This window comes from Desertihabitans brevis (assembly GCF_003327535.1).
GTDB lineage: Bacteria > Actinomycetota > Actinomycetes > Propionibacteriales > Propionibacteriaceae > Desertihabitans > Desertihabitans brevis.
This window is the reverse complement of sequence record NZ_QOUI01000003.1, coordinates 274,644-301,179: the sequence shown is the minus strand read 5'-3', so window position 1 is coordinate 301,179 and position 26,536 is coordinate 274,644. Positions and strand designations below refer to the sequence as shown.

Genomic DNA, 26,536 nt, shown 5'->3' with positions numbered 1-26,536 from the left:
GTCGACACGGCGACATGTTGCTCTCCGTGGGCTCGACTAGGCTCGGGGGGTCAGCTCGTACCAGAGAGGGGAGATCGCGGTGGACGTCCAGGGAGTGCGGGGGGCACTGCTCAGGTACCGGGTAATGGCCTGGGTGGTCGGTGTCCTGCTGGTCGTCCTGGTCTGCGTCGGGTTGCCGCTGAAGTACCTCGGCGGGGACGACACCGTCGTCACCTGGACCGGCGTCCCGCACGGGTGGCTCTACATGGTGCTGCTGATCACCGCATTCGACCTCGGTCGGCGGGTCAGGTGGCCCTGGCGCCGGCTGCTGCTGATCGCCCTCGCTGGCACCGTGCCGTTCCTGTCCTTCGTCGCCGAGCGCTCGGCGACCAAGGACGTCCAGCGCCGCCTCGCGCAGGCCGACGCCGATCACCCCGCATCCAGCAGCGAGGCCGTCGACGCCGAGCAGCCGCCGCTGAAGGATCGTCGGTAGGCCCACAAAGAGTTTTGTCGACTTAGAGACGCACGCCGAGCAGCCCGGCGATCCGCTGGAGGTCCTCCGCCGAGGCGAAGTCGATGACGATGCGGCCGCGACGGGCGCTGCCCTCCACCCGGACGCGGGTGTCCAGCCGGTCGGTCAGCTCCTCGGCCACCTCCTGAGCTCCCGCGGGTAGCTCGCGAGGGCGCCGACGACGAGCGGTACCACCCGGCGTGTCATCCCCCAGGGCTGCCGCCTCCTCAGCCGAGCGGACGGACAGGCCCTCGGCGACGATCCGCTGCGCGAGGCGCTCCTGGGCGGCCGGGTCGCTCAGGGCGAGGATCGCCCGGGCGTGGCCGGCGCTGAGCACGCCAGCGGCGACTCGCCGCTGCACGCTCGCCGGGAGCCGCATCAGGCGGATGGTGTTGGAGATCTGCGGCCGGGACCGGTGGATGCGGCGGGACAGCTCCTCCTGCGTGCAGCCGAAGTCGTCGAGCATCTGCTGGTAGGCCGCGGCCTCCTCGAGCGGGTTGAGCTGGGCGCGGTGCAGGTTCTCCAGCAGCGCGTCCCGGAGCAGGTCGTGGTCCTCGGTGGGGCGGATGATCGCGGGGATGGTGTCCAGGCCCGCCTCCTGGGTGGCCCGCCAGCGCCGTTCACCCATCACCAGTTCGTACCGACCATCCGCGACGGGCCGCACGACGACCGGCTGCAGGAGGCCGATCTCCTTGATCGAGCCGACCAGTTCGGCCAGTGCGTCCTGGTCGAAATCGGTGCGTGGCTGGCGGGGGTTCGGGGCGATCGCCGCGACGGGGAGCTCCTGGAAGGAGGAACCCTCCGGCACGTCCACCAGCTCGGGTCGGGCAGGAGTGTCAGCGCGGTCCGCGGCCGCGCGGGACTGCTCGGCGGTGTCGGTGCTCTGGAACAGCTCGCCCAGACCCCGGCCGAGCGCGCGTCGCTGTGCCTTCGCCATCAGTGCCCTCCTTCGACGCCCCGGCGGGCGATGTCCCTGGCTGCGTTGAGGTAGGCGATGGCGCCTACCGACGTCGGCTGGTACGACAGGACCGTCTGCCCATAGCTGGGCGCCTCGGCGATCCGCACCGAACGGGGGATGACCGTGGGTAGCGTCTGGGTGCGGAAGTGTCCCCGGACCTCGTCGGCCACCTGGCTGGCGAGCCGGGTGCGTCCGTCGAACATCGTCAGCACGATGGTGCTCAGCTCGAGGTCGTCGTTCAGCTGGCCCTTGACCATGTCGATGGTGCGCATCAGCTGCGACACACCTTCGAGGGCGTAGTACTCGCACTGGATGGGGATGAGGATCTCGTCGGCCGCCACCAGGGCGTTGAGGGTGAGCAACCCGAGCGAGGGAGGGCAGTCGAGGAGCACGTAGTCGAGCGGATGGGTCTCGCGGTAGGCGGCGAGAGCCTTCTTGAGCCGTGTTTCACGTGCAACAACCGACACGAGCTCGATCTCGGCGCCCGCGAGGTCGATCGTCGCCGGGAGCACGTGCAGGTTGGGGGCCTCAGGGGAGGCCACCACGTGCTCCTCCACCCGGTCGCCCTCAAGCAGCACCTCATACGTCCCGGCCACGCCGGCATGGTGATCGACGCCGAGCGCGGTGGACGCGTTGCCCTGCGGGTCCAGATCGACCACCAGCACCCGCAGCCCGCCGAGCGCGAGGGCCGCGGCGAGGTTCACCGTGGTCGTCGTCTTCCCGACGCCGCCCTTCTGGTTCGCCACCACGAACGTCCTGGTCGAGCGGGGTCGAGGGAGCTGGGGGAGTGACGCCGCCGCCGGAACTGTCTCCACCTCCACCTCGGGCGCGGGGCCGGCCTCGTCCTCATCGATCATCGCCCGGCGTGGCACACCCACCAGCGCATCTCCTCGTGTCTCGACTCGTCAACCTCGTACCCTGCACCTCGAGCACGGAGGCTCACGGCACCCGGGACACCATACGCCGAGCCGTCGGCCGAGCGCTCGGGCGCGAGCGGCCTGTCCGCAGACACCGGCGGTCCGTTCCACGTGGAACGGTCCCCTCCACGCCGCCCGACGCCACCGCCGCGACCACGTCCACCCGTCAGAGCCGCTCCGCCGCCTCGACCACCTCAGGCTCGGGGCCCCCGACCGTCCCCACCGGCACGGACCAGAGCTCCGACGTGCCCGGCGCCCAGACCCAGACCACGTCGCGGTCCTCCTCGCGCACCGCGATCCAGACCGTCCCCTCCTGCCGGTCGACGTGCGGACGCTGCTGCTGGCACTTCTCGTAGCCGTCCACGAGCAGCACCGCACCAGCCGGTGCCTCCTGCAGCCTGGCGGCCACCTCCGCCCGCGGCAGGCAGCGACCAACCCGGCAAGCTCCTCCGACCGCACGACCCTGCCGGCCCCGCGAGGCACCACGGCCTCGAGTGCAGCTTGCCCGGACTCGCTCTCCGACCACGAAGCCAGCACCCCGACATCGGACACCTCCGCGCTGCACGCCGTGGACGTCACCAGCAGGAGCGTCGCGACCGCCCCCGCCAACGCACGGCCGTTTGCGGTCAGGCTCGACGCAACCGGACCACCGTGGTCGGCTCGCTGCGTGGGTCCGCACGTACCGACAGTACGTCAGCACTGAGTCGCAGCCGCCGCAGCAGCTTCTCCGCCTTGGCCAGCTCCTCCGGTGCCGACGCGCCCTTGAGCAGCAGCATCTCGCCACCATCGTCCAGCAGGGGCTCGCACCACGGCACCAGCTTCGACAGCGCACCCACCGCTCGGGCCGTCACGACGTCGTACACGTCCTCGTGGTCCTCCGCCCGCGCCCGGACGACCCGCACCCGCTCTTCCAGCCCCAGCTCGTCGATGGCCAGCTCGAGGAACTCCGCACGCCGCAGCAGGGGCTCCAACAGCGTCACGCCCAGGTCGGGACGGGCCAGCGCGAGCGGGACGCCCGGCAGACCAGCCCCGCTCCCGACGTCCACGACGTGTGCCCCTTCCGGCATCACGCCACCGGCCGCCGCGCTGTTGAGCACGTGTCGGGACCAGAGCCGTCCGGCCTCGCGCGGACCGAGCAGGCCCCACTCGATACCTCGACTCGACAACATGTCGACATATTGCCTTGTCGACTCGATGCGATCACCGAAGACGGCGGTGGCCTCGGCGGGTTCGGCCTCCACCTCCGCCGGCGTGAAGTCCTCGCTCACCGCTGCCTCAGCCGGGCAGCACGACGACCCGGCGCCGCGGCTCCTCGCCCTCGGACTCGCTGCCCAGACCGGCCTCGGCGACCGCGTCGTGCACGATCTTGCGCTCGAACGGGTTCATCGGCGACAGCCGCACCGCCTCGCCGGTCTCCCTGACCTCCTGCACGGCGTCGCTCGCCAGCTCACGCAGCTCGCGCCGGCGACGGTCGCGGTGCCCGGCGATGTCGAGCATCAACCGGCTGCGACGCCCCGTCTCGGTCATCACCGCGAGCCGGGACAGCTCCTGCAGCGCCTCCAGCACCTCACCGTCGGGGCCGACCAGCACGTCGGTGTCGGTGACCACCGAGACGTGGGCCCGGCCGCCCTCGGTGTAGGTGTCGATGTCGCCGTCCAGGTCGGCGATGTCGAGCAGCTCCTCCAGGTAGTCCGCCGCGACCTCGCCCTCGAGCTCGAGCGGATCAGTGGTCTCCTCCGTCGCCTCGTCCGGGCTGGTCGTCGGCGTGGCGTCGGTCGCCTCGACCTGCTCCTCGGCCGGGCGGTCGCTGACGAGCTCGTCGCTGGTACTCATGGTCGTCCCTCTCGATTCAGGTCCCGGGGCGCACCTGGCCACCCGGGCACGGGCTGGGGTGGCAGGGGCCGGACGGCCGCACCTGCCGGGTCGTCAGTCGGTCCGCGTCTGCGCCTGCCCGGGTGCCCCGGGCTTCTTGCCCCGCTGCGAGCGGGTCTGCCGGCGCGGCTGCTGTCGCTGCACCTGCTGTCGCTGGACGCCGGTGGCCGGGGCGGCCGGCTCGGGCTCACCCTTCTGCCGGCGCGCCTTGTCGGCCTCCTTGGCCGCCTCGACCTTCGGGTCGTGGCCCTTCTGGCGCTGCCGCTCCTCCCAGGCCGCGTAGGCGTCGCTGCCAGGGGCCGGGTTGTTGCGGATGATGTAGAACTGCTGGCCCATGGTCCACAGGTTCGAGGTGAGCCAGTAGATCAGCACGCCGACCGGGAAGTTGATGCCACCGACGGCGAAGATGATGGGGAAGACGTAGAGCAGGATCTTCTGCTGCTGGGCGAAGGGACCCTCCAGGGCCTCCTTCGGCATGTTCTTGCGCATCAGCTGCAGCTGGGTGAAGAACAGCGTCGCGGTCATCAGCAGGATGAGCACGACCGTGAGGACCTTCACCTCCCACAGCGCGGAGGACAGGAAGGTGTCGGAGATCCGGGCGCCGAAGATGGTGCTCTCGCGCAGCGAGTTCACCAGGGTCGGGTCGTCGCGCAGCCAGTTCCCGACGGCGTCGGCCGGGTTGACCGCGTTCGCCGCACCGTTGAGCACCTGGAAGAGGGCGAAGAAGATCGGCATCTGCAGCAGCAGCGGCAGACAGGACGCCATCGGGTTGACGCCCTCCTCCCGGTAGAGCTTCATCGTCTCCTGCCCGAGACGCTCCCGGTCGTGGCCGTACTTCTTCTGCAGCTCCCGCATCTTGGGCTGCACCAGCTGCATGTTCCGCGAGGACCGGATCTGGCGGACGAACAGCGGGATCGTCAGGATCCGCACCACGATCGTCAGGCAGACGATCGACAGCGTCCAGGTCCAGCCGGAGTCGACGCCCAGCAGCGGGGACCACGCCCAGTGGAAGAAGACGAGGATGCCCGAGACCGCCCAGTGCAGCGGGTACATCAGGGTGTTGCCCACGTCGACGAACCAGTCCCAGATGCCCATCACGGACAGCAGGGGGACCAGCGTCGGGATCAGTCCCTCGATCAATTCACACCTCGTGGTCGGGCCCGGACGGGCCACGTCGGTTGGCGGACGTCGTGCCCACGGCGGACACGACGGGGTCGGCATCGACGTCGCCCGACGCCTGTGCGCGCTGCTCGGCCTCCCACTCCGCAGCGGCAGCGGTTCCCGGAACCGGATCGTACCCGCCGGGCGTCCACGGGTGGCAGCGCAGCAGCCGCCGCGCGGCCAGCCAGCTGCCCCGCAGCGAGCCGTGCACGGTGACTGCCTCCAGGGCGTAGGCCGAGCAGGTCGGGTGGTAGCGGCAGACCTGGCCGTAGAGCGGGCTGATCAGCAGCCGGTAGAGCTTGAGCAGGCCGATGAGCAGGTGGCGCACGCCATCACCTCGCCCCGGCCAGCCGTCGGTGCACCCGGCTCAGACCGGTCTGGACGTCCTCGGCGAGCCCGTCCGGCTCAGCCGCGCTGCGCGGCAGCGCCCGGACCACCAGCCGGAGGTCGCCGAGCTCGTCGAGGTGCTGGGCGACCAGGTGGCGCAGCCGTCGCTTGACGCGGTTGCGGGTGACGGCACCGCCCACCGCGCGGGAGACGACGAAGCCCACCCGGGCGCCGTCGCCGGCCTCGCCGGTGCGCGCGTGCATCACGATGCGGGGGCCGCCCACGCGCACACCGGAGCGGATGGTCTCGGCGAACTCGCGCGAGGACCGCATCCGGTGGGTGGCGGGCAGCACACCGGACTCAGGCCGAGAGCTCGGAGCGTCCCTTGCGGCGACGCGCGGCGAGGATGGCGCGGCCGGCGCGGGTCCGCATCCGCAGGCGGAAGCCGTGGCGACGGCTGCGGCGGCGGTTGCTCGGCTGGAACGTGCGCTTGCTCATGGGGTGACTCCCGATTCTCGGCCTGCAGAGGTCTGTTGCCGCCCTCGTCTGGGCACGCACGAACGCTACGCGCCGGTACAGCGACCTGGCTACGATACGCGCCCCGGCACCACCGGTCAAAACGTCGCGAGGGCTCCGCACGGCCCCGGCGGCCCCTGTCCAGGCGACACGCCGACGGCGGTTCACGTCGGTCGCCGGAGGCTTGCCAAGGTCTTGAGCACGTTGTTAGTTTCCCCTGGGTCGGCGCCGCCGACGAGCGGTCCGATCAGTCACGCCCCCTGGGAGATTGTCGCAGCGTGCGGGTTACCCACATCCTGTGGACAACTGTGTGGACCGCTGAGCCGCCGACGCTCGACGACCGGGCCCGACCAGGAGGACAGGGGAGCAGCGCGTGACCGAACCCTCCCCGGAGCTCACGTCGCAGCACGCGATCGCCCAGGCCTGGTCGTACGTCCTCAACACCGCTCCCCGGGCGCAGCGCCCCTGGTTGCGGGCCACCAAGGCGCTCACCCTGCATGGCAGCACCCTGATGGTGGCGGTCCCCAACGACTTCACCCGGGACCAGATCGAGACCAAGCACCGCCACGACATCGAGGAACGGCTGTCGGACCACTACCAGCGTCCGACCCACCTCGCGCTGACCGTCGACACCCAGCTCGCCGACGAGCAGCCGGTCGTGCCGGCCGAGCTCGAGGACGCCCCTTTCCCGCTGGACGGCGCGGCGGAGGAACCGGCACCGGTCAGCGCCTTCGTCACCCGTGAGCCGGCCCCCCTGCACGCGGGCGCGGCCGCCCAGGGCGCGGCGCAGAGCCGGCTCAACCCGCAGTACACCTTCGAGAGCTTCGTCATCGGCTCGTCCAACCGCTTCGCCCACGCGGCGGCGGTGGCGGTGGCCGAGGCCCCGGGCAAGGCCTACAACCCGCTGCTCATCTACGGCGACTCCGGGCTGGGCAAGACCCATCTGCTGCACGCGCTGGGCCACTACGTGCGCAACTACTTCGACCGGGTGCGGGTGCGCTACGTCAGCACCGAGGAGCTGACCAACGACTTCATCAACGCGATCTCGGAGAACCGCACCGCCGAGTTCCGCCGACGCTACCGCGACGTCGACGTGCTGCTGATCGACGACATCCAGTTCCTGGAGAGCAAGATCCAGACCCAGGAGGAGTTCTTCCACACGTTCAACACGCTGCACAACGCGCAGAAGCAGATCGTGATGACCTCGGACCGCCCACCCAAGGCGCTGGAGGCGCTGGAGCCGCGGCTGCGGAGCCGGTTCGAGATGGGCCTGATCACCGACGTCCAGCCGCCCGACCTGGAGACGCGGATCGCGATCCTGCGCAAGAAGGCCTCTCAGGAGCGGCTGACCGCGGGCCCGGACGTGCTGGAGTTCATCGCCAGCCGGATCCAGACCAACATCCGCGAGCTCGAGGGGGCGCTCATCCGGGTCACCGCCTTCGCCAGCCTCAACCGCCAGCCGGTGACGATGGAGCTGGCCGAGGAGGTGCTGCGCGACCTCATCCCGCCCGGCGGGGAGGCCGAGATCTCGATCCAGACCATCATCGCCACCACCGCGGCCTACTTCGACCTGACGGTGGACGACGTCTGCGGGGCCAGCCGCACCCAGCAGCTGGTGATGGCCCGCCAGATCGCGATGTACCTGTGCCGGGAGCTGACGGACTTCTCGCTGCCCAAGATCGGCTCGCAGTTCGGCCGCGACCACACCACGGTGATGCACGCCGACCGCAAGATCCGCACCCAGATGGCCGAGCGGCGCTCGACCTACAACCACGTCACCGAGGTGACCAACCGGATCAAGCAGGCCGCCCACCGCTGAGGCCGCTCCGGCTCAGTCCTCCAGCCGCAGCCCCGCCCCAGCCTCCTCCACGGCCGCGACCAGGTCGTCGCGCTCCTGCGGCACCGCGCTGAACCAGTAGCCGTCGACGTCGGCGTCCACCACCACGATCCGCAGCACCGATCCGGTGGTCCGCAGCCGCGGGTGCTCGAAGGTGATCCGGGCGTCCAGCTGGTACGCCGGGGCGCCGTCGACGCTCACCGCACGCACGCTGCTCTCGGCCACCGCGACGTCCACACTGGTGTAGAAGCTGCTGCTGAGCACGCACTGCAGCAACAGCTCCGGCGCCTGCGCGGGACCGGCGATCGTGCCGAGCACCAGCTCGCCCACCTCGGCCGAGGACTGCCAGGGCAGCTCCTCCTCCGTCATCCGCAGCCTCGTCACCCGGGACGCCCGCCCGTGCGGGAAGCGGACGCTGGTCGTCGGTGCGTCCCACCCGGGGATGACCGGGAACGAGAGCGGGCCGCCGTGCACCCGGCCGGGGTCCAGCGCGGCCGGCGGGGAGCCACCGGTGGCCGGTTCGCACGCCTCCGCCCCCGCAGGGGTGGTCGGACCGGCGTCGGGGTCGGGGACGCCGGCGGGGTGGTGACCTCGTCCCAGGCGCTCACCGTCGGCCGCGGCGCGCTCGCCGACGGCCCCGACGTCCGGGCCCCGAGGGCGAGCAGCAGACCGCCGACCAGTGCCGCCACCAGCACCAGCGCGGCGACGACCGCCAGCTGCGACCGCGCCCGGGCGGGGTGCGGGGGAGTCGGCGCGGGACGGTGCGGGTCGCTGGTGGTGTGGCCGGTCCAGCGCGTCCCGTCGAACCACCGGTAGCCCTGGTTCGGTCGGGAGGGATCGGGATACCAGCCCGGCACAGCCATGCGCGGCACCCTAGTCCTTCGATGTGCCACCTCCTGGTCCCCGGCGAAGCGGTCGGACCAGGCCCCGATGTGGTCTGAATTCCATCCGTGGAACTCTTACCCACAACCTGTGTGCACAGCTGTGGAAAACCCCGGTGACGTCCACATCCGGACGCCGTCACCTGGGGACTCCGGAGAGCACCGGAGGAGCCGGAGCACAGATCCTCCCCGTGTAGTTCGTCGTTCTCCCCACCACCGTCCACGAGCCCGGATCCGCGCTGACCAGGCAGGACAGGCGTTGTCCACAGGATCCACAGCGGTGATGACGAAGACGAACTGATCCATGCTCGAAGGAGTTCGAAGTCTGGGAGCCCGCTCGCTGTGCACAACACCGGCGCGCTCGGAGCGGCTTTCGCCGCGCTCCCGCGCCTCGCTAGAGTCACCTCACGATCTCGGCCCCGGTCGCGTGATCTGCTTGCCTGCGCCTCGGAACACCCGTGATCGACGCGCCTGCGGTTCGAGGAGGACCATGAAGATTCGACTGGAGCGAGACGTTCTCGCCGAAGCCGTGCAGTGGGCTGCGCGCAGCCTGCCCACCCGGCCGAGCGTGCCGATCCTGGCCGGTCTGCTGCTCCGCACCGGAGGCGGTGAGGAGGGCGCCGAGTCGGTGGTGCTGTCCAGCTTCGACTACGAGACCTCCACCCAGGTGCACGCGCGTGCCACCGTCACCGACGAGGGCCAGGCCCTGGTGTCGGGACGTCTGCTGGCCGACATCTGCCGATCGCTGCCCAACAAGCCGGTTGACATCAGCGCCGTCGACTCGCGGATGGAGCTGATCTGCGGGAGCGCCCGGTTCACGCTGCAGACGCTCCCGGTCGCCGACTACCCCAACCTGCCGACGATGCCGGAGCAGACCGGCACCATCGCCAGCGACGAGTTCGCCCGCGCGGTCTCCCAGGTCGTGGTCGCCGCGGGCCGAGACGAGCTGCTCCCGGTCTTCACCGGCGTCCGGATGGAGATCGACGGCGAGACCGTCTCGCTGCTGGCCACCGACCGCTACCGGATGGCGCTCAAGGAGCTCACCTGGTCCCCCGCCAACCCGTCGGCCGGCGGTGCGGCGCTGGTGCCGGCCAAGGTGCTGGCCGACACCGCCCGCTCGATGACCGCCGGCGAGAACGTCTCGATCAGCCTGTCCGCCGCCTCCCAGGGCGACGGCCTGATCGGCTTCCAGGGCACCGGCGCGGGCGGGGAGCGCGAGACCACCACCCGGCTGCTGGACGGTGAGTTCCCCAAGGTCCGGCACCTGATGAGCATCCAGCCGCAGCTCACCGTGCGCGGCAACACCGCCGAGATCATCGACGCCGCCAAGCGCGTCGCACTGGTCGCCGAGCGCAACACCCCGCTGCGGATGCTCATCGGCGACGGCAGCATCACCCTCGAGGCCGCCACCGGCGACCAGGCACAGGCCTCGGAGGCGCTGGAGGCGACCGTCGACCTGCACGGCGCGGCCGAGCCGTCGCTGGACGCCGCCGGGTTCAACCCGAACTACCTGCTGGACGCCCTCGGCGCCCTGGACGCGCCCTACGTCGACTTCGCCTTCACCGCGCCCGGCAAGCCCTGCCTGCTCACCGGGCTGGCCGAGCTCGACGGCGAGCCGCAGACCGACTACCGCCACGTCATCATGCTGATGCGACTGCCGGCGACCCGCTGAGCGCGGGATCTCCGGGTAGGTCCTGACCGATCCACCACCACGATCCGCGACACCACAGGAGCGAGGACGAGACATGCAGCTGGGACTGATCGGCCTGGGCAAGATGGGCGGCAACATGCGCGACCGTCTGCGCGCGGCCGGCCACACCGTGGTCGGCTACGACACCAACCCCGAGATCTCCGACGCCACCACGGTGGCCGACATGGTGGAGCAGCTGACCGAGAGCCCGCGAGTGGTCTGGGTGATGGTCCCGGTCAAGGCGGTGCGCCCGGTGCTGGAGGAGCTGGCGGGTCTGCTCGGTGAGGGTGACGTCGTCATCGAGGGCGGCAACTCCAAGTGGATCAACGACCACCACAACGCCGACCTGCTGGCCGGGCGCGGCATCGGCTACCTCGACTGCGGTGTCTCCGGCGGTGTGTGGGGCAAGGAGCTGGGCTACGCGCTGATGTGCGGCGGCTCCAGCGAGGACGTCGCCAAGGCCCAGCCCATCTTCGACGCGCTGAAGCCGCCGGGGGAGTTCGGCTTCGTGCACGCCGGCGAGGTCGGTGCCGGGCACTTCGCGAAGATGGTCCACAACGGGATCGAGTACGCGATCATGCAGGCCTACGCCGAGGGCTGGGAGCTGCTGGCCGCCTCCGGTGAGGTGACCGACGTCCCCGCGGTCTTCGAGTCGTGGCGCGAGGGCACCGTGATCCGCTCCTGGCTGCTCGACCTGGCCGTCAACGCCCTCAAGGAGGACCCGAACCTCGACAAGATCCGCGGTTACGCCGAGGACTCCGGCGAGGGCCGCTGGACGGTGGAGGCCGCGATCGACCTGGCCGTGCCGGCCCCGGCGATCTCGGCGTCGCTGTTCGCCCGCTTCGCCTCCCGGCAGGACGACTCGCCGGCCATGAAGATGGTCGCCGCGATGCGCAACCAGTTCGGCGGGCACGCGGTGCTGGCCGAGCACGCCGGCCAGGACCCGGACACCCTCACCGACACCAGCGAGTCCGGCCCCGGCGCGCAGGGCGAGAGCCGCACCTGACCCGTGCGGCACGGAGCCCCATCCCGGCGCCCTGAGCCGGTCGGAGGGCGACCACCAGCGCGCCCGGCGCGCTAAGGTCTCGGTCCACGTCCGTACCAGCCCGCGAGGGTCGCGTCGAAGGGGGATCGTGTTCGTCGACCACCTGACCCTCGCCGACTTCCGCTCCTACTCCCACGTCGAGCTCGAGCTGGCGGCCGGCGTGACGACCTTCGTCGGCGCCAACGGGCAGGGCAAGACCAACCTGGTGGAGGCGGTGGAGTACCTGTCCACCCTGTCCTCCCACCGGGTCGCCTCCGACGTCCCGCTGGTGCGCGCCGGGGCGGAGCGGGCCGTGGTCCGGACCCGGGTGCGGGCCGGCGCCGACGACGACCGCGCGCTGGTGCTGGAGCTGGAGATCACCCCGGGCCGGGCGAACAAGGCCCGGCTCAACCGGTCGCCGCTACGGAGCCCGCGCGAGCTGGTCGGGGCGCTGCGGACGGTGGTGTTCAGCCCCGAGGACCTGGCCGTCGTCAAGGGCGACCCGGCCGAGCGGCGCCGGTTCATCGACTCGCTGGTGGTCGGCCGCTGGCCGCGGCTGGCCGGGGTGAAGGCCGACTACGAGCGGGTGCTGCGGCAGCGCAACACCCTGCTCAAGTCGCTCTCGGGCCGCAGCCGGGCGATGGCCGAGGCGGCCGGGACGCTGGAGGTCTGGGACGACAACCTGGTGCGGCTCGGGGCCGAGCTGGTGCACGCGCGGATGCAGTCGCTGGCCGACCTCGCCCCCTTCACCGCCCAGTGGTACGCCGACATCGCCCCCACCAACAACGTCGCGACGGCCCGCTACCAGACGGCCGTGCTGCCGGCCGAGCGCGAACCGGGCGTCCCGGCGCGTGCGGAGCTGGTCGAGGCGATGGCCTCGGAGCTGCGGCGGCGGCGCGGTGACGAGCTGCAGCGCGGGCTGACCCTGGTCGGACCACACCGCGACGACGTGGTGCTCAGCCTGGGCGAGCTGCCGGCGCGCGGGTACGCCAGCCACGGGGAGTCCTGGTCCTACGCGTTGTCGCTGCGGCTGGGTGCGGCGGCGCTGCTGCGCAGCGAGGACGTCCAGCCGGTGCTCATCCTCGACGACGTCTTCGCCGAGCTGGATGCCACCCGGCGCCAGCGGCTGGCGGCCGGGGTCGGCGAGGCCGAGCAGGTGCTGGTCACCGCGGCGGTGGTCGAGGACGTCCCGGCCGAGCTGGACGGTCACCGGTTCCGGGTCGGCGGCGGAGAGGTGGCCGCGGCATGACCGACCCCGAGCACCCGGACGCCGAGCGCCCCGCGCCCGACGCCCGGCGCGGCAAGCTGGGCCCCCAGCGCCCTGAGCCGGACCCCCAGCGCCCTGAGCCGGACCCCCAGCGCCCTGAGCCTGTCGAAGGGCCCAGCACCGATCCCACCCCCGAGGACCACGACGACACCGGTCTCGACCTGGCCCGCAGCATCAGCCGCCAGGTGCGCGGGGTCTCGGGGCCGTCCCGCCGGCGCCGGCCACGCCGCAGACCCACCGACCCGCAGTCCTCCGGGGCCCGACCCGACGGGCGCGACCCCCAGCTGCTCGGTGCGGCGATGGAGGCGCTGTTCGAGCGGCAGGGGTGGACGACCACGGTCAACCTGCACCTGCTGCTCGGCCGCTGGCGCAGCCTGGTCGGCGACGTCAACGCCGAGCACTCCTGGCCCGAGCGCTACGCCGACCAGGTGCTCACCGTGCGCGCGGACTCCACCGCCTGGGCCACCTCGTTGCGCACCATGGCGCCCCAGCTGGTGGCCCGGCTGAACGAGGCGCTCGGCCAGGGGACGGTCACCCGGATCACCGTGCTCGGCCCGGACGTCCCCAGCTGGAAGCACGGCCGGCGCAGCATCCGTGGCGCCCGCGGCCCCCGTGACACCTATGGCTGAGCGCAGGCCAGCCGGATGAGATCGGGGCGGCGGTGAGGACGGTGGCCGAGATCGGGCTCGAGGCGGCCCGGCTGGGTGCGGAGGCCCTGCGCCTCTGGGCACGGCTGTGGCCGCAGCTGCTCGGCGTCCTGCTGCTCGGCTGGGCCGGCCGGCACGCGGCCCTGCTGCTGTCGGCCGAGGTGACCGACGAGTGGCCTTGGCTGGTGGTGCCGACCGTCGCCCTCGGGCTGGTGGCGGTGGCGGCCAGCACCGTGGTCGCGCTGCGCCTGGCGGCCACCTCGCTCGGGGTGGAGCGGCTGCTGCAGGCCGCCGGCGAGGCGGCCGACCCCGACGACCGCGACCGGAGCCCGCTCCGCCTGCTCACCGTGGTGCTGCTGCCCTTCCTGGCCGTCTACACCGCCTTCGGCCACGCCGAGAGCCTGGCCGGCACGCTGGTCAACACCACCCAGCTGGCCCAGGGGCTCGGCGCACCGGTGCTGGTCGCGCTCGACCCGACCGGCAGTGGCTGGACGGTCCTCGGGGTGTCGGTCGTGCTGGTCGGTCTGTTCCTGCTGCGGCGCGTGGTGGACCGGCTCTACCGGCGCACCGGACAGGCGGTGCTGGGACTGCTCACCGTCCTCGTCGAGGCCTGCTTCCTCTTCCTCGTGCTGCTCAGCGGCTTCCGACTCCTGGAGCTGCTGCGGTCGTGGTGGTCCGAGCGCCGGCTGCTCGGCTGGTGGTCCGAGCTCGGGGCCGACCTGGCTGCCGGCTTCGCCGTCCTGCGGGTGGACCTGCCGGCGGTGTGGGACCGGGCGGTCGAGCTGTGGTCGACGCTGCTGTGGCCGGTGGTGTGGGAGCGGCTCAGCGAGCCGGTCGCCTGGTTGGCCCTGGCCGCCCTGGTGTTCGGCTCGCGGGTGCTCAGCCTGGCCGACGTCTGGCAGCGGATGGCGGAGTCCGCCCCCGCCCCGGTGGCCCGTCCCCGCCTGCGTGACCGGCTGCACCGGGCGGCGGCCTCGGCGACCGGCGTCCGCCGGGTGGCGCTGCAGGTGCAGCAGGTGCTCCTCGGCGACGTCGACGACAAGTACCTGCCGACCTGGCAGTCGCTGCGGCTGGTGCTGCGGGCCGGGCTCGGGCTGCTCGGCGGCTACCTGGTGGCTTTCACGGCGCTGCAGCTGCTGGCGCTGCTCCTCGACCACCTGCTGACCTGCCTGGTCGGGCCGTCCGATGTGGGGCTGTGGGCGCTGCTGCAGCCCTTCCTCACCCTCGACAGCGACGTCCTGGTGATGTCGTTGCAGGTGAGCGTGCTGGCGGTGGCCTTCTCCTCCGCGTTGTCGCGGTTCGCGGTCCGGGCCGGCGCGGTCCCGGCCACGCCCGCCGGGGTGCGGCCCTCCATCCGGGTGGGGGCGGCCAGCCGGCTCGGGGTCGCGGTCCTGCTCTGCACCCTCCTCGGGCTGGCCAGCGTGGTGCTGCGGCAGCAGGACGAGGCGCAGCTGGTGCGGGCCGCCGTCGGTGAGACCGCCGACGTCTCCGGCCGGCTGGTGACGGTGTCCGCGCCTCGCTTCGGCCAGCGGCTGCTCCGCGAGGGAGGTCAGGAGGTCGAGGCGACCTCGGAGCTGGCGATCGTGGTGGTCCCGGTCGAGCTGGTGGCGCCCGGGCCCGCGGGAGCACCGATGACGGCGGACCTGGTCAGCGACCGACGCCGCTACGACACCCAGTTCGGCCTCGGTCAGGTCGACGCCGAGGCCGGCTACCGGACCCGTTCCACCTTCGTCTTCGAGATCGACCCCGACGACATCCGACCCGGTCTGGGCATCGAGGTGCGTCCGCTGGAGATCTACCGCGGCTACAACGCCGAGCTCCGGGTCGATCTCGGCCTGGACGCCGGGTCCGCGCAGCAGCTGCGGAGCGACCTGGTCGACGCCCCGGTGGAGTGCCTGCCCGCGCCGCTCACCGAGGGTCTGCGGTGAGCACGCCGCCCGGGCCGCCCGGGGAGGGGGAGGGGGCGGGCGGTCCGACCCTCTGGTCGGAGCCCTCGCTGGAGTGGGCGCCACCGTCCGGTCCGGCGGCCGATGCGGGGACGTCCGACCTGGTTCGGCGACCGTGGCGGCTGCTGCTGGTGGCGCTCTGCCTCGGAGCCCTCACCGGTGCCGGCTGGGTCGGCTGGTACCAGGCCAACAGCGGGTGGCTGGTCCGGCCCGCTCCGCCGGGGGCGAGGGTGCAGGTGGAGGGCAGCACCTACCGGCTGTCGGAGCTCTACAGCACCGACCTGCTGGTCGGTGGTCCGGGCGAGGAGCCGCAGCGGCCCCCGCCGGGCACCGTGTTCGTGGTGGGCCGGGTCCAGGTGGACACCCGCGAGGCGGAGCAGGCGCCGACCGCGGACGGCCCGGTGCAGAGCTGGTGCGACCTGTCGTTGCTGGGCGCCGGGACGATGGTGTGGGACCCGCAGGCCCCGGTCGTGCGACGTCCGCACCCGCCGACCTGCGCCGGACGCGCCGCGCAGACGGTGGAGGTGGTCTACCGGGTGCCGCTCCGCGAGCGCGACCGGATTCGGGGCGTGCTCGTCCGACCCACCCTCGGCCCCGGTACCACCTGGTTGCTGCAGCCACCTGCCTGAGCCGGACCGGGCGTCGCTGGGACCACCGGGACGGGCCGGCAGCACCGGTGGGCTGTCGAGGGTGGGTGGGAGCGGGGCCTCAGCGTCCGGGCCGGACCGACAGCGGGGCGAAGACGGCGAAACAGCGCTCGGTCGGGTTCCACTGCGGTTCGGCGTCGGGGTCGAGCACCCGCCGGTTGCTGAGCTCCGTCTCGCAGACCACGACGAGCAACCGGTCGCTGGGCCGGTAGTCCGGCGGCAGGGTGGCGCTGATGGTGAGCGGCAGGCTGGTGCCGGGCGGGACGTTCGTCCGGTACAGCACCACGCTCGTCGGCCCCCCTGCCTCGACCAGCCCGAGCTCGGCGAGGTGGTCCCCCGGCACGCCGCGGACCGCCAGCTCGCCCGAGGAGCGGTGGGGCAGCGGCTGCGACTCGTCGGTCGGGTTGGCGACCGTGCCCTGCAGGGTGACCGACCAGCGTCCCTCCCCAGACCCCGTCTCGGCCTCGGCGACGGCACGGTCGAAGGTGTAGGCGAGCCGCCCGGCGTCGAGGACGGCACCCGGAGCCATCACGGTGGTGGTGTCGGTGCGGCGCTGGAACCCCCCGGCGCCGAGCAGAGCGACGAGCAGCACCAGCGCCAGCCCGACCGGCAGGCCGACGCGCAGCCACCGGGGTGGGCGGCGCGACGGTGGCGGCGGCCAGTCCCGCGACAGCGGGGCTCCGTCGAGCCAAGGCGCGGCGGGCTGGGTCATGGCCAGCAGCGTAGGAGACCTGGGCCGCGGTGGTCCTAGAGTGCGGTCCGACATGACCACCGTCAGCTCGATGCTCTCCGAGGCCGTCCGGCTCGCCGCCCGCAGCGGCCAGCTGTGGTGGCGGCTGTGGCCGCAGCTGATCGGGCTGATGCTGCTCGGCTGGCTGGCCTACCAGGTGAGCACCTGGGTGACCGTCACCCAGGGCATCGCCCGGCCCTACCTGGTCGTCCCGCTGTTCGCCACGGGGCTGGTCGGGATGCTCGCCGCCACCGTGATCGGGCTGCGGATGGTCGCCACCCAGCTCGGGGTGCGCGAGCTGGTGCGGGGGGCCGAGCCGGACGCCGAGGACGACGACGAGCGCGACACGTCGCTGACCTCGCTGCTGGTGCTCACCCTGCTCCCGTTCCTCGCCGTCTACGCCGCCTTCGGCTACGTCGACGACCTGGCCACCGCGCTGGTGGTCCGCAACGCCGCCGTCCGCGGGCCGTTCGAGAACATCCTGGTCGGGCTCAACCCGCTCAACAGCCGCACCGCCACGGTCGTCACCATCGGGGCGCTGGTGGGGTTGTACGTGCTGCGCCGGGTGCTCGACACCCTCCACGACCGGACCAGGGTCCGGTTGTTCGGCCTGCTCACCGCCTTCGTCGAGGCCTGCTTCCTGCTGCTGTTCCTGCTCAGCGGGTTCCGGCTGGTCGAGCAGGCCAACCTCTGGTTGTCCGACCGACGGCTGATGAGCTGGTGGGATGCGGCGATGGCCGACCTGGCCGCCGGCTTCTCGGTGTTCCGCATCGATCTGCCCGACGTGCTGCTCACCGTCGGTACCTTCGTCGGCGAGGTCGTCTGGCCGGTGTTCTGGAACGGGTTGACCGAGCCGATCGCCTGGCTGGCGATGGCGGCGCTGGTGTTCGGGGCGAAGGTGGTCTCGGTGGCCGACCTGTGGCGCAAGGGTGAGCCGTTGGCCGCCCAGCTGCCCGGGGCCCGGCAGACCCGGTTGGTCCGCCGGCTGGAGACGGCCGGCTCCTCCTCCCGGCTGCGCACCGTGGCGCTGCAGGTCCAGGAGGCCTTCCTCGGCGACATCGACGACAAGTACCTGCCCACCTGGCAGTCGCTGCGGCTGGTGCTGCGGGCTGGCATCGTCTTCCTCGGCGGCTACGTGATCGTCTCGTCGGTGCTGTCGCTGTCCTTCGAGGTGCTCGACCTCGCCATGTACAGCGTCATCGGGGGGCAGAGCGGTGACGTCTGGGCCCGGATCGACCCCTTCCTCGACCTCGTCGACCGGGTGCTGCACCAGAGCCTGCGGGTGGTGCTGCTCGCGGTCGCGTTCACCCGGGCGCTGTCGCTGTTCGCGGGGCAGGCGGCGGGGGCCGAGCAGCTCCCCGGGGCGCAGCCGGCCGGTCCGCGACGGGTCGCCGGTTGGCGGAGCCAGCTCGGGCAGGCCGCGGTGGCGCTGCTGCTGTGCCTCGGTCTGGCCGGGGCGACGGTCGGCATCCAGCAGGTGGAGGACTCCCGCCGGCTGTCGGCCGAGGTCGGGGAGCGGGCCGAGCTGATGGGACGCCAGGTCTCGGTCGGGGAGCCGCGCTACGGACAGGTGCTGGTCGACATCTCCTACAGCGAGCCCACCGAGCTCGACACGACACCGCTGGTCTTCGTCGCGCTCCCGGTGGACCTGGCCATCGAGGGGGAGAGGCCGGTGGGCAACCTCACCGTGACGCTGGTCAACGGCGATCGCTCCTACCCGGCGATGACCAACGACTTGCTCCCCGGCGAGTCGGGCGTGGTCAGCTCGATCGAGATGGTCTACGAGGTCGACCCGGCCGACCTGGACGGTCTGCACGCCGAGCTCGGGGTGGGCGCCTTCATCACCGGGTTCTCCGACGTGGTCGTCGTCGACCTGGGGTTGGACCGGGCTGCGGCGGAGCGGGTGGTGGCCGAGGCCGCCGGGCGGGAGCTGTCGGTCTCCTCGCAGTCGACGACGAGGCCGATCCGGTGACCGGGGTGCGTGGGAGGAGGCGATGGTGAGCTCGGTGGGGCCCACGCTCGGTGAGCGGCTGGCCCGGCAGCGGTGGCCGCTGCTGGTGGTGGCGCTGTGCCTGTGCACCCTGTTCAGCGTCGGCTGGCTGCGCTACTTCGAACGGGCCACCTCGATCACCTACGTGCCGACCGCTCCTGGTGCCTGGGTCGAAGCCGAGGGACTGCGGCAGCGGGTGGTCGAGTGGTACCTGGCCGACAGCCTGAGCGGCTCCGACGACGGGGTACCGGTCACCCCCGATCCCGGCAAGGTGTTCCTCGTCGCCCACCTCGAGGTCGAGACCCTGCTCCCCGACACCTACTGCGGCGGCTCGGTGCTGGTGGGCGAGGACGAGCAGCTCACCGCCGACCTGCTGCCGTCGGGGCTCGAGCGCCCGGTGCCCGACGACTGCCCGGAGTCCGGACGCGGCCTGACCGAGCTGGTCGTGCAGGTGCCGCAGACGCGGACCGACGCCATCAAGGGCGTCACCATGAACGACCTCGAGACCGGGGTCGCGTGGGTGCTGCGCCCGCCGGCCTGATCCCGCTCCACGCCGGGGCCCGCTCGGTCAGTAGACGTCCTCGGCCAGCACCGTCACCGGCAGGTACACCGAGTAGGCCTGGTCGCCCCCGTTCCAGGTCTTCTCCCCACCACCGATGTCGAGCACCGAGTTGTCGGTGAACTCGCTCTCCACCAGCCCGACGTGGATGACGTCGCGCGGGGTGAACTCCTCGGGCAGCACGAACTCCAGCTCGAGCGGGAAGGCCGCCCCGCCGGGTGGCACCGCGCGGCGCACCGAGTCCTCGCCCTCGCCGATGGTGTAGCCCTCGAGCTCGGTGACGGTGGGCAGCGGGTCCCCGGGCACGAGGGCGAGGTTCCCGCTGGGGCCGTCACGCGGACGCAGCGGCTCGTCGTTGGGGTTGCTGACGGTGCCGTGGACGCGGACGGTCCAGGCGATCGAGTCGTCCCACTGGGTGGCGCGCTGCACGGTGGCCGACTGCAGGGTGAACACCAGGTTCTTGCAGTCCACCGGGACGCCGGGGGACACCACCTGCACCTGGTCGCGGCGCTGCTCCAGGCCGCCGAAGCCGACCACCGCCGCCACCAGGGCGACCAGCACCAGCAGCGGCAGGCCGATCCGCGCCCAGCCGGGCACCCGCAGCGGCGGGACCGGTTCGGGCCAGCTCCGCGACAGCGGCCGCTCGTCGAGCCAGACACCGGGTGGTGGCAGGGACATGGCGGCAGCCTAGAGCCGTCCCGTGCCACCACGGGTGGCCGACCGGCTCACCGTGGTGGTGGGCGACCCGACCCTGCTCCGAGGGCCTCCTGGGGCGTCCGGGAGGGTGGATCGCATACCGGCCCCTACGGACGGGGCCAGGAAGGGCTCGAACGGGCCGTCGGAGGCCGGGAAACAACAACCGTCCACAGATCGAGCGGTTCACGACGCGGATCCAGGGCGCCCACCCGGTAGACTGGCCGGGCGCGAAGGCGCTGCCCGGGGAGTGAGGTCTCACCTCCGGGCGTCCTCTGTCTGACAGGAGCCTGTCTCGGTGAGTGACCTCAACCCCCTCGACCCCGCTGACGAGTCCACCGACGGCGCCACCCCCGGCGACCCGGCCGGCACCGACGGAGCCGACGACGGCAGCCACTTCGAGCTGACGGAGTCGACCGGGCACCGGGTCGAGGAGAGCTACGACGCCAGCTCGATCAGCGTCCTGGAAGGTCTGGAGGCGGTCCGCAAGCGCCCCGGCATGTACATCGGCTCCACCGGCGAGCGCGGTCTGCACCACCTGGTGCAGGAGATCGTCGACAACGCGGTGGACGAGGCGATGGCCGGCTACTGCGACACCATCGAGGTGACGCTGCTGCCCGACAACGGCGTCCGCGTCACCGACAACGGTCGCGGCATCCCGGTCGGCATGCACCCCACCGAGGGCATCCCCACCGTCACCCTGGTGCTCACCGTGCTGCACGCCGGCGGCAAGTTCGGCGGCGGCGGCTACAAGGTGTCGGGCGGTCTGCACGGCGTCGGCAGCTCGGTGGTCAACGCGCTGTCGTCCCGGCTCGAGGTCGACGTGCAGCGCGAGGGCCACCACTGGCACCAGTCCTTCTCCCTCGGCGTGCCCGACGGCGAGCTGGTGCAGGGCGAGCCCACCGAGGGCACCGGCACCGCGATCTCGTTCTGGCCGAGCCCCGACATCTTCGAGTCCGTCGACTTCTCCTACCAGACCCTGGCCAACCGGCTGCGCGAGATGGCCTTCCTCAACAAGGGGCTCTCGATCAGCATCCGCGACGAGCGGGCCGGCCACGTCGACGAGGACGGCGAGCAGATCGGCGAGACGTTCAAGTATGACGACGGGCTGGTCGACTACGTCCGCCACCTGTCCTCGGCCAAGGACCCGATCCACGCCTCCGTGATCGGCGTCGAGGCCGAGGCCACCGCCCAGGGGATGAGCCTGGAGGTGGCGATGCAGTGGAACAGCTCCTTCACCGAGGCCGTGCACACCTTCGCCAACGCCATCAACACCCACGAGGGAGGCACCCACGAGGAGGGCTTCCGCTCCGCACTGACCAACACGGTCAACAAGTGGGGCGAGACCTGGGGGATGATCAAGAAGCGCGAGGACCGGGTCTCCGGCGACGACGTCCGCGAGGGCCTCACCGCGATCATCTCGGTCAAGCTGACCGAGCCGCAGTTCGAGGGCCAGACCAAGACCAAGCTCGGCAACACCGAGGCCCGCAGCTTCGTCCAGCGGGTCATCAACGACAAGCTCGGCGACTGGTTCGAGCAGAACGTCAACGAGGGCAAGGACATCGTCCGCAAGTCCCAGGCGGCGGCGCAGGCCCGGGCGGCGGCCCGCAAGGCCCGCGACCTGGCCCGCAACCGCAAGGGTCTGCTGGGCAGCAACACGCTGCCGGGCAAGCTGGCCGACTGCCAGTCCACCGACCCGACCGAGTGCGAGGTGTTCATCGTCGAGGGCGACTCCGCCGGCGGCTCGGCCAAGGGCGGTCGTGACCCGCGGATCCAGGCGATCCTGCCGATCCGGGGCAAGATCCTCAACGTCGAGAAGGCACGGATCGACAAGATCCTGCAGAACCAGGAGGTCCAGGCGATCATCTCCGCCCTGGGTACCGGCATCCAGGAGGACTTCGACCTCGACAAGCTGCGCTACCACAAGATCGTCATGATGGCCGACGCCGACGTCGACGGCGCCCACATCCGCACGCTGCTGCTCACCCTGATGTTCCGGTTCATGAAGCCGCTCATCGAGGCCGGGCACGTCTACCTCGCCCAGCCGCCGCTGTTCCGGCTGCGCTGGACGAACGCCCCGCACGAGCTGGCCTACACCGACGAGGAGCGCGACGGCCTGCGCGACGCCGGTTTCGAGGCCGGCAAGAAGCTGCCCAGCGTCAACCCGATCCAGCGGTACAAGGGTCTGGGGGAGATGAACCCCGAGGACCTGTGGAGCACCACGATGAACCCCGAGCAGCGGGTGCTGCTGCAGGTCACCCTCGACGACGCCGCCCAGGCCGACGAGATGTTCTCCATCCTCATGGGCGAGGACGTCGAGCAGCGCCGCGCGTTCATCCAGCGCAACGCCAAGGACGTCCGCTTCCTCGACATCTGAGCGAGGACGTCCGGGCGGGCCCTCCCGAGCCGCCCGGGGTCCCGCCCAACCCGCCGACCCGGTCCGACGCCTGAGCCCGTCGCAGAGCCGGCCCGCACCCAGAAAGAGAACGCATGACCGACACCCCGATCGAGCCGCCCACCGAGCGGACCGAGCCGATCGACCTGCAGGCCGAGATCCAGCGCTCCTACCTCGACTACGCGATGAGCGTGATCGTGGGACGCGCGCTGCCCGACGTCCGCGACGGGCTGAAGCCGGTGCACCGGCGGGTGCTCTACGCCATGTACGACGGCGGCTACCGGCCCGACCGGGGCTGGAACAAGTGCTCCCGCGTGGTCGGTGAGGTGATGGGTCTGTACCACCCGCACGGCGACGGGGCGATCTACGACACCCTGGTCCGCCTGGCCCAGCCGTGGGTGATGCGGGCACCGCTGGTGGCCGGGCAGGGCAACTTCGGCTCCCCGGGCAACGACAAGGCCGCCGCGATGCGGTACACCGAGTGCCGGATGGCGCCGCTGGCCATGGAGATGGTCCGCGACATCGACGAGGACACCGTCGACTTCAAGCCCAACTACGACAACCGCGACAGCGAGCCGACGGTGCTGCCGGCGCGGTTCCCCAACCTGCTGGTGAACGGCTCCACCGGCATCGCGGTCGGCATGGCCACCAACATCCCGACGCACAACTTGCGCGAGGTGGCCGAGGCGGTGCAGTGGTCGCTGCAGAACCCGGAGGCCTCCAGCGAGGAGCTGCTCGAGGCCGCGATCGAGCGGGTGAAGGGCCCCGACTTCCCCAACGGCGCGCTGATCGTGGGCCGTCAGGGCATCGAGGAGGCCTACCGCACCGGTCGCGGCTCGGTGACCATGCGCGCGGTGATCGACCTCGAGGAGGAGCAGCGCACGGGACGCCAGCTGCTGGTGATCACCGAGCTGCCCTACATGGTGAACCCGGACAACCTGGCGCTGAAGATCGCCGACCTGGTCAACACCGGACGGCTCAACGGCATCGCCGACATCCGCGACGACTCCTCCGCCCGCACCGGCCAGCGCCTGGTGATCGTGCTCAAGCGCGACGCCCAGCCGCGGGTCGTGATGAACAACCTCTACAAGCACACCCAGCTGCAGGACACCTTCGGCTGCAACATGCTGGCGCTGGTCGACGACGTGCCGCGGACGCTGCGGCTGGACCAGTTCATCTCGCACTGGATCACCCACCAGCTCGACGTCATCCAGCGCCGGACGGCCTACCGGCTGGCCGACGCCGAGGCCAAGGCCCACATCTACCGCGGCCTGGTCAAGGCGCTGGACGCCCTCGACGAGGTCATCGCGCTGATCCGGCGCAGCCCCAGCACCGACGAGGCGCGCACCGGGCTGCGTGAGCTGCTCGACATCGACGACCTGCAGGCCAACGCCATCCTCGACATGCAGCTGCGGCGGCTGGCGGCCCTGGAGCGGCAGAAGATCATCGACCAGCTGGCCGAGTACGAGCGGCTGATCGCCGACCTCAAGGACATCCTCGCCACCCCGGCCCGGCAGCGTCAGATCATCTCCGAGGAGCTGGCCGAGATCGTCGACAAGTACGGCGACGAGCGGCGCACCCAGATCATCCGCGCCGACGGCGACCTCTCCGACGAGGACCTCATCCCCGATGAGGACGTGGTGGTCACCATCACCCGCGGCGGCTACGCCAAGCGCACCCGCAGCGACCTCTACCGGGTGCAGAAGCGCGGCGGGAAGGGGGTGCGCGGGGCCACCCTGCGCACCGACGACGAGGTCGAGCACATGTTCGCCACCACCAACCACCACTGGGTGCTGTTCTTCACCAACCTGGGCCGGGTCTACCGGGCCAAGGTGTGGCAGCTGCCCGAGGCCGGCCGGGACGCCCGCGGCGGGCACGTGGCGGGGCTGCTGTCGTTCCTGCCCGAGGAGCGGATCGCCCAGGTGCTCGACATCCGCGGCTACGACGACTCGCCCTACCTGCTGCTGGCCACCCGCCAGGGGCTGGTGAAGAAGACCGCGCTGCAGGCCTACGACTCGCCGCGCCAGGCGGGGCTGATCGCCATCAACTTCCGCTCCGACGACGACGAGCTGATCGGGGCGGCCCGGTGCAGCGAGGACGACGACGTGCTGCTGATCTCGCGCAAGGGCCAGGCGATCCGGTTCTCCGCGAGCGACGACCAGCTGCGGCCGATGGGCCGGGCCACCTCCGGCGTCACCGGGATGAAGTTCCGCCCCGGGGACGAGCTGCTGTCGATGTCGATCATCGGTGCCGACATGCCCGAGGACGACCGCTACGTGTTCACCGTCACCGACGGCGGCTACGGCAAGCGGACCGCGGTCTCGGAGTACCGGGTGCAGGGCCGCGGCGGGCTGGGCATCAAGGCGATGCGGCTGAACGAGGACCGTGGCGAGCTGGTCGGCGGCATCGTGGTGCGCGAGTCCGACCAGGTGCTGGCCATCAAGACCAGCGGCCAGGTGACCCGCAGCGCGGTGTCGGAGGTCGCGGTCAAGGGCCGCGACACCATGGGCGTCCGCTTCGTCGGGGTGCGCGACGGTGACGCGGTCGCCGTGATCGCCATCAACCCGGAGGCGAGCGTGGCCGAGGAGGTCGAGCAGCAGGCCGCGGAGTCGGCCGAGGAGGGTGCCGCGACCGCGGCGGTGCAGGCCGCCGACGCGGTCCTGACCGAGGTCGCCGCGCCGGCCGGGGACGACACCAGCGACGCCGACCTGGCCGCCGACGGTTCGGTTTCGGGTGCCGATGACGATAATGGGGGCTTGACGCCGGACGCGGACGCTCCGGCGACGGACGACGCGCCGTCTCCCGGTGCCGAGGAGGACGACACCCGTGAGTGATCGGACGAAGGTCACGGCCAACCCCGACGACGACACGGTGGTCCAGCCGCGGGTGGAGGGCGGCGACGCGCCGGGCGGCGGCTCCGACGGTGCTCCGACCCGCGCCGACCGGCTGATGGGACGCGCGCCCGAGACGGGCTCCGGCCGTCCCGGCGGCGGCCAGCAGCCGCCGGCCGGGCGACCGGGTCAGGGCGGCAGCCCGGCCGGGGCTGCCTCCGGCGGCGCTGCCCGGGGGGACCGACCCGGCAGGGCTGGCACGGGCGCCGGCGCCCCGGGTCAGCCTGGCGGCCAGGGTCGGCCAGCCGGTGAGGGTGCGGCGAAGGGTGCGGGTGCTGCCGCCGGGGCCGCTGCCGGATCGGCTGCGCCCGCGGCGTCGGGCGGGCAGCCGCAGCGGCCGGTCCGCAACCAGCCCTCCGACGCCTGGAGCAAGACCTCGGCCGACCAGCGTCGCGGCGGGTCGCCCGACGACGAGCCGACCCGGGTCAACCGGCCGGTCGCGTTCCAGCCGCCGCAGGGTGCCGCCGGCGGCGCCCCGGCGGAGGTCGCCGACCGCCCGGCGACCTCGGACGCCTCCGCGCAGCAGACCGCCACGCCGCAGCGTGCCGGGTCGGAGAAGACCGAGGACGGGAGCACCGAGGTGCTGGTCGGCACGGGCGCTCTCACCACGGTGAGCGGCTCGATGAAGGAGCCGGCGGCGACCGAGACCAGCGCCGGCGCGAAGGCGGCCGCGGCGCGCAAGCCCCGGCGTGCCCGGTTGCGGCTCTCCCGCATCGACCCGTGGTCGGTGATGAAGATGTCGTTCCTGTTCTCCATCGCCGCCGGGATCGCGATGTGGGTGGCCGTGGCCTTCGTCTGGTGGGTGCTGCAGACGTCCGGTCTGTTCCAGGGGGTCAACGACGCCGTCACCAGCATGCTCGCCGCCCCGGGTGACGCCGACCCCTTCCGGCTGGAGGAGTACGTCAACGGGCCGCGGGTGCTCGGCGCGACGGCGCTGCTGGCGGTGGTCGACGTGCTGCTGATCACCGCGATCAGCACCGTCGCCTCGTTCCTCTACAACCTCGGCGCCACCATGCTCGGTGGTCTGCAGGTGACGCTGGCCGAGACCGACGACTGAGGTTTGGCGCGTCCGCACCGGTGGGCTAGTATCTCCCCTCG

The 26,536-nt window shown here is 72.1% G+C and carries 25 protein-coding genes and 1 pseudogene; 13 read left to right on the top strand and 13 right to left on the bottom strand.

Annotation, left to right across the window (positions count from 1 at the left end):
* Positions 1–82 precede the first annotated feature (82 nt).
* Positions 83–472: pseudogene (locus DT076_RS06870) on the top strand (DUF3817 domain-containing protein); the annotation flags it as partial.
* A 22-nt stretch (positions 473–494) separates the two neighbouring features.
* On the opposite strand, the gene DT076_RS06865 reads toward DT076_RS06870, so the two are convergent.
* The 9 genes from DT076_RS06865 to rpmH form a co-directional block, all read right to left on the bottom strand.
* Positions 495–1,427 carry a ParB/RepB/Spo0J family partition protein gene (locus DT076_RS06865; protein ID WP_114125908.1) on the bottom strand — a complete coding sequence of 311 codons (933 nt, stop codon included), beginning with the start codon at positions 1,425–1,427 and terminating at the stop codon, positions 495–497.
* On the bottom strand, positions 1,427–2,305 hold the full coding sequence (locus DT076_RS06860) for a ParA family protein (protein WP_114125907.1): 879 nt from the start codon (positions 2,303–2,305) through the stop codon (positions 1,427–1,429). The genes DT076_RS06865 and DT076_RS06860 overlap by 1 nt, the downstream gene beginning before the upstream one ends.
* Before the next feature lie 226 nt (positions 2,306–2,531).
* Positions 2,532–2,774, bottom strand: a complete 243-nt coding sequence (locus DT076_RS06855; protein ID WP_114125906.1) for a hypothetical protein — start codon at positions 2,772–2,774, stop codon at positions 2,532–2,534.
* A 217-nt stretch (positions 2,775–2,991) separates the two neighbouring features.
* Positions 2,992–3,633: a 16S rRNA (guanine(527)-N(7))-methyltransferase RsmG gene (gene rsmG / locus DT076_RS06850; RefSeq protein ID WP_233493720.1), complete on the bottom strand. Its 642-nt coding sequence runs from the start codon at positions 3,631–3,633 to the stop codon at positions 2,992–2,994.
* A 7-nt stretch (positions 3,634–3,640) separates the two neighbouring features.
* Positions 3,641–4,198: a Jag family protein gene (locus DT076_RS06845; RefSeq protein ID WP_114125905.1), complete on the bottom strand. Its 558-nt coding sequence runs from the start codon at positions 4,196–4,198 to the stop codon at positions 3,641–3,643.
* A gap of 93 nt (positions 4,199–4,291) precedes the next feature.
* Entirely contained in the window at positions 4,292–5,353 is a 1,062-nt protein-coding gene (gene yidC / locus DT076_RS06840; RefSeq protein WP_407642710.1) for a membrane protein insertase YidC, read from the bottom strand.
* 25 nt (positions 5,354–5,378) lie between these two features.
* A complete protein-coding gene (yidD, locus tag DT076_RS06835; RefSeq protein WP_114125903.1) occupies positions 5,379–5,726 on the bottom strand; it encodes a membrane protein insertion efficiency factor YidD in 348 nt (115 codons plus the stop codon).
* Between the two features lie 4 nt (positions 5,727–5,730).
* Entirely contained in the window at positions 5,731–6,078 is a 348-nt protein-coding gene (gene rnpA / locus DT076_RS06830) for a ribonuclease P protein component (protein ID WP_114125902.1), read from the bottom strand.
* Positions 6,079–6,085: 7 nt separating this feature from the next.
* The gene (gene rpmH, locus DT076_RS06825; RefSeq protein ID WP_114125901.1) at positions 6,086–6,223 is read right to left on the bottom strand and encodes a 50S ribosomal protein L34; all 138 of its coding nucleotides are present in this window, start codon (positions 6,221–6,223) and stop codon (positions 6,086–6,088) included.
* Between the two features lie 391 nt (positions 6,224–6,614).
* Between rpmH and dnaA the strand changes: the two genes are divergently transcribed.
* Positions 6,615–8,060: a chromosomal replication initiator protein DnaA gene (dnaA, locus tag DT076_RS06820; RefSeq protein WP_114125900.1), complete on the top strand. Its 1,446-nt coding sequence runs from the start codon at positions 6,615–6,617 to the stop codon at positions 8,058–8,060.
* Between the two features lie 12 nt (positions 8,061–8,072).
* Here the strand turns inward: dnaA and DT076_RS06815 are convergent, their stop codons facing one another.
* Positions 8,073–8,447 (bottom strand): hypothetical protein, encoded by a 375-nt coding sequence (locus DT076_RS06815; RefSeq protein ID WP_114125899.1) that lies wholly within the window; start codon positions 8,445–8,447, stop codon positions 8,073–8,075.
* Positions 8,448–8,458: 11 nt separating this feature from the next.
* The gene (locus tag DT076_RS20430; RefSeq protein ID WP_114125898.1) at positions 8,459–8,941 is read right to left on the bottom strand and encodes a DUF2510 domain-containing protein; all 483 of its coding nucleotides are present in this window, start codon (positions 8,939–8,941) and stop codon (positions 8,459–8,461) included.
* Positions 8,942–9,449: 508 nt separating this feature from the next.
* On the opposite strand from DT076_RS20430, the gene dnaN reads away from it, so the two are divergent.
* The 6 genes from dnaN (at position 9,450) to DT076_RS06780 (ending at position 16,162) form a co-directional block, all read left to right on the top strand.
* Entirely contained in the window at positions 9,450–10,631 is a 1,182-nt protein-coding gene (gene dnaN, locus DT076_RS06805; RefSeq protein WP_114125897.1) for a DNA polymerase III subunit beta, read from the top strand.
* A gap of 73 nt (positions 10,632–10,704) precedes the next feature.
* Positions 10,705–11,655: a phosphogluconate dehydrogenase (NAD(+)-dependent, decarboxylating) gene (gene gnd / locus DT076_RS06800; RefSeq protein ID WP_114125896.1), complete on the top strand. Its 951-nt coding sequence runs from the start codon at positions 10,705–10,707 to the stop codon at positions 11,653–11,655.
* 127 nt (positions 11,656–11,782) lie between these two features.
* Entirely contained in the window at positions 11,783–12,922 is a 1,140-nt protein-coding gene (recF, locus tag DT076_RS06795) for a DNA replication/repair protein RecF (RefSeq protein ID WP_114125895.1), read from the top strand.
* The gene (locus DT076_RS06790; RefSeq protein WP_114125894.1) at positions 12,919–13,569 is read left to right on the top strand and encodes a DUF721 domain-containing protein; all 651 of its coding nucleotides are present in this window, start codon (positions 12,919–12,921) and stop codon (positions 13,567–13,569) included. The genes recF and DT076_RS06790 overlap by 4 nt, the downstream gene beginning before the upstream one ends.
* A 41-nt stretch (positions 13,570–13,610) precedes the next feature.
* The gene (locus tag DT076_RS06785) at positions 13,611–15,515 is read left to right on the top strand and encodes a hypothetical protein (RefSeq protein ID WP_114125893.1); all 1,905 of its coding nucleotides are present in this window, start codon (positions 13,611–13,613) and stop codon (positions 15,513–15,515) included.
* The gene (locus DT076_RS06780) at positions 15,512–16,162 is read left to right on the top strand and encodes a hypothetical protein (RefSeq protein WP_114125892.1); all 651 of its coding nucleotides are present in this window, start codon (positions 15,512–15,514) and stop codon (positions 16,160–16,162) included. Before DT076_RS06785 ends, DT076_RS06780 begins: the two co-directional genes overlap by 4 nt.
* A gap of 79 nt (positions 16,163–16,241) precedes the next feature.
* Here DT076_RS06780 and DT076_RS06775 read toward each other — a convergent pair whose 3' ends face one another.
* The gene (locus DT076_RS06775; RefSeq protein WP_114125891.1) at positions 16,242–16,892 is read right to left on the bottom strand and encodes a hypothetical protein; all 651 of its coding nucleotides are present in this window, start codon (positions 16,890–16,892) and stop codon (positions 16,242–16,244) included.
* A gap of 52 nt (positions 16,893–16,944) precedes the next feature.
* Between DT076_RS06775 and DT076_RS06770 the strand changes: the two genes are divergently transcribed.
* Together DT076_RS06770 and DT076_RS06765 are read left to right on the top strand one after the other, a co-directional pair.
* Entirely contained in the window at positions 16,945–18,882 is a 1,938-nt protein-coding gene (locus tag DT076_RS06770) for a hypothetical protein (RefSeq protein ID WP_147264085.1), read from the top strand.
* A 22-nt stretch (positions 18,883–18,904) separates the two neighbouring features.
* Complete coding sequence (locus DT076_RS06765) at positions 18,905–19,441, top strand: hypothetical protein (RefSeq protein WP_114125889.1); 537 nt, start codon at positions 18,905–18,907, stop codon at positions 19,439–19,441.
* Between the two features lie 27 nt (positions 19,442–19,468).
* Here DT076_RS06765 and DT076_RS06760 read toward each other — a convergent pair whose 3' ends face one another.
* Positions 19,469–20,137 carry a hypothetical protein gene (locus DT076_RS06760; protein WP_114125888.1) on the bottom strand — a complete coding sequence of 223 codons (669 nt, stop codon included), beginning with the start codon at positions 20,135–20,137 and terminating at the stop codon, positions 19,469–19,471.
* Between the two features lie 313 nt (positions 20,138–20,450).
* Between DT076_RS06760 and gyrB the strand changes: the two genes are divergently transcribed.
* From gyrB to DT076_RS06745, 3 genes are all read left to right on the top strand, one after another.
* On the top strand, positions 20,451–22,529 hold the full coding sequence (gyrB, locus tag DT076_RS06755; RefSeq protein ID WP_407642709.1) for a DNA topoisomerase (ATP-hydrolyzing) subunit B: 2,079 nt from the start codon (positions 20,451–20,453) through the stop codon (positions 22,527–22,529).
* A gap of 113 nt (positions 22,530–22,642) precedes the next feature.
* On the top strand, positions 22,643–25,381 hold the full coding sequence (gene gyrA / locus DT076_RS06750) for a DNA gyrase subunit A (protein WP_114125887.1): 2,739 nt from the start codon (positions 22,643–22,645) through the stop codon (positions 25,379–25,381).
* A complete protein-coding gene (locus tag DT076_RS06745; RefSeq protein ID WP_114125886.1) occupies positions 25,374–26,495 on the top strand; it encodes a DUF3566 domain-containing protein in 1,122 nt (373 codons plus the stop codon). Before gyrA ends, DT076_RS06745 begins: the two co-directional genes overlap by 8 nt.
* The last annotated feature ends 41 nt before the right edge of the window (positions 26,496–26,536 follow it).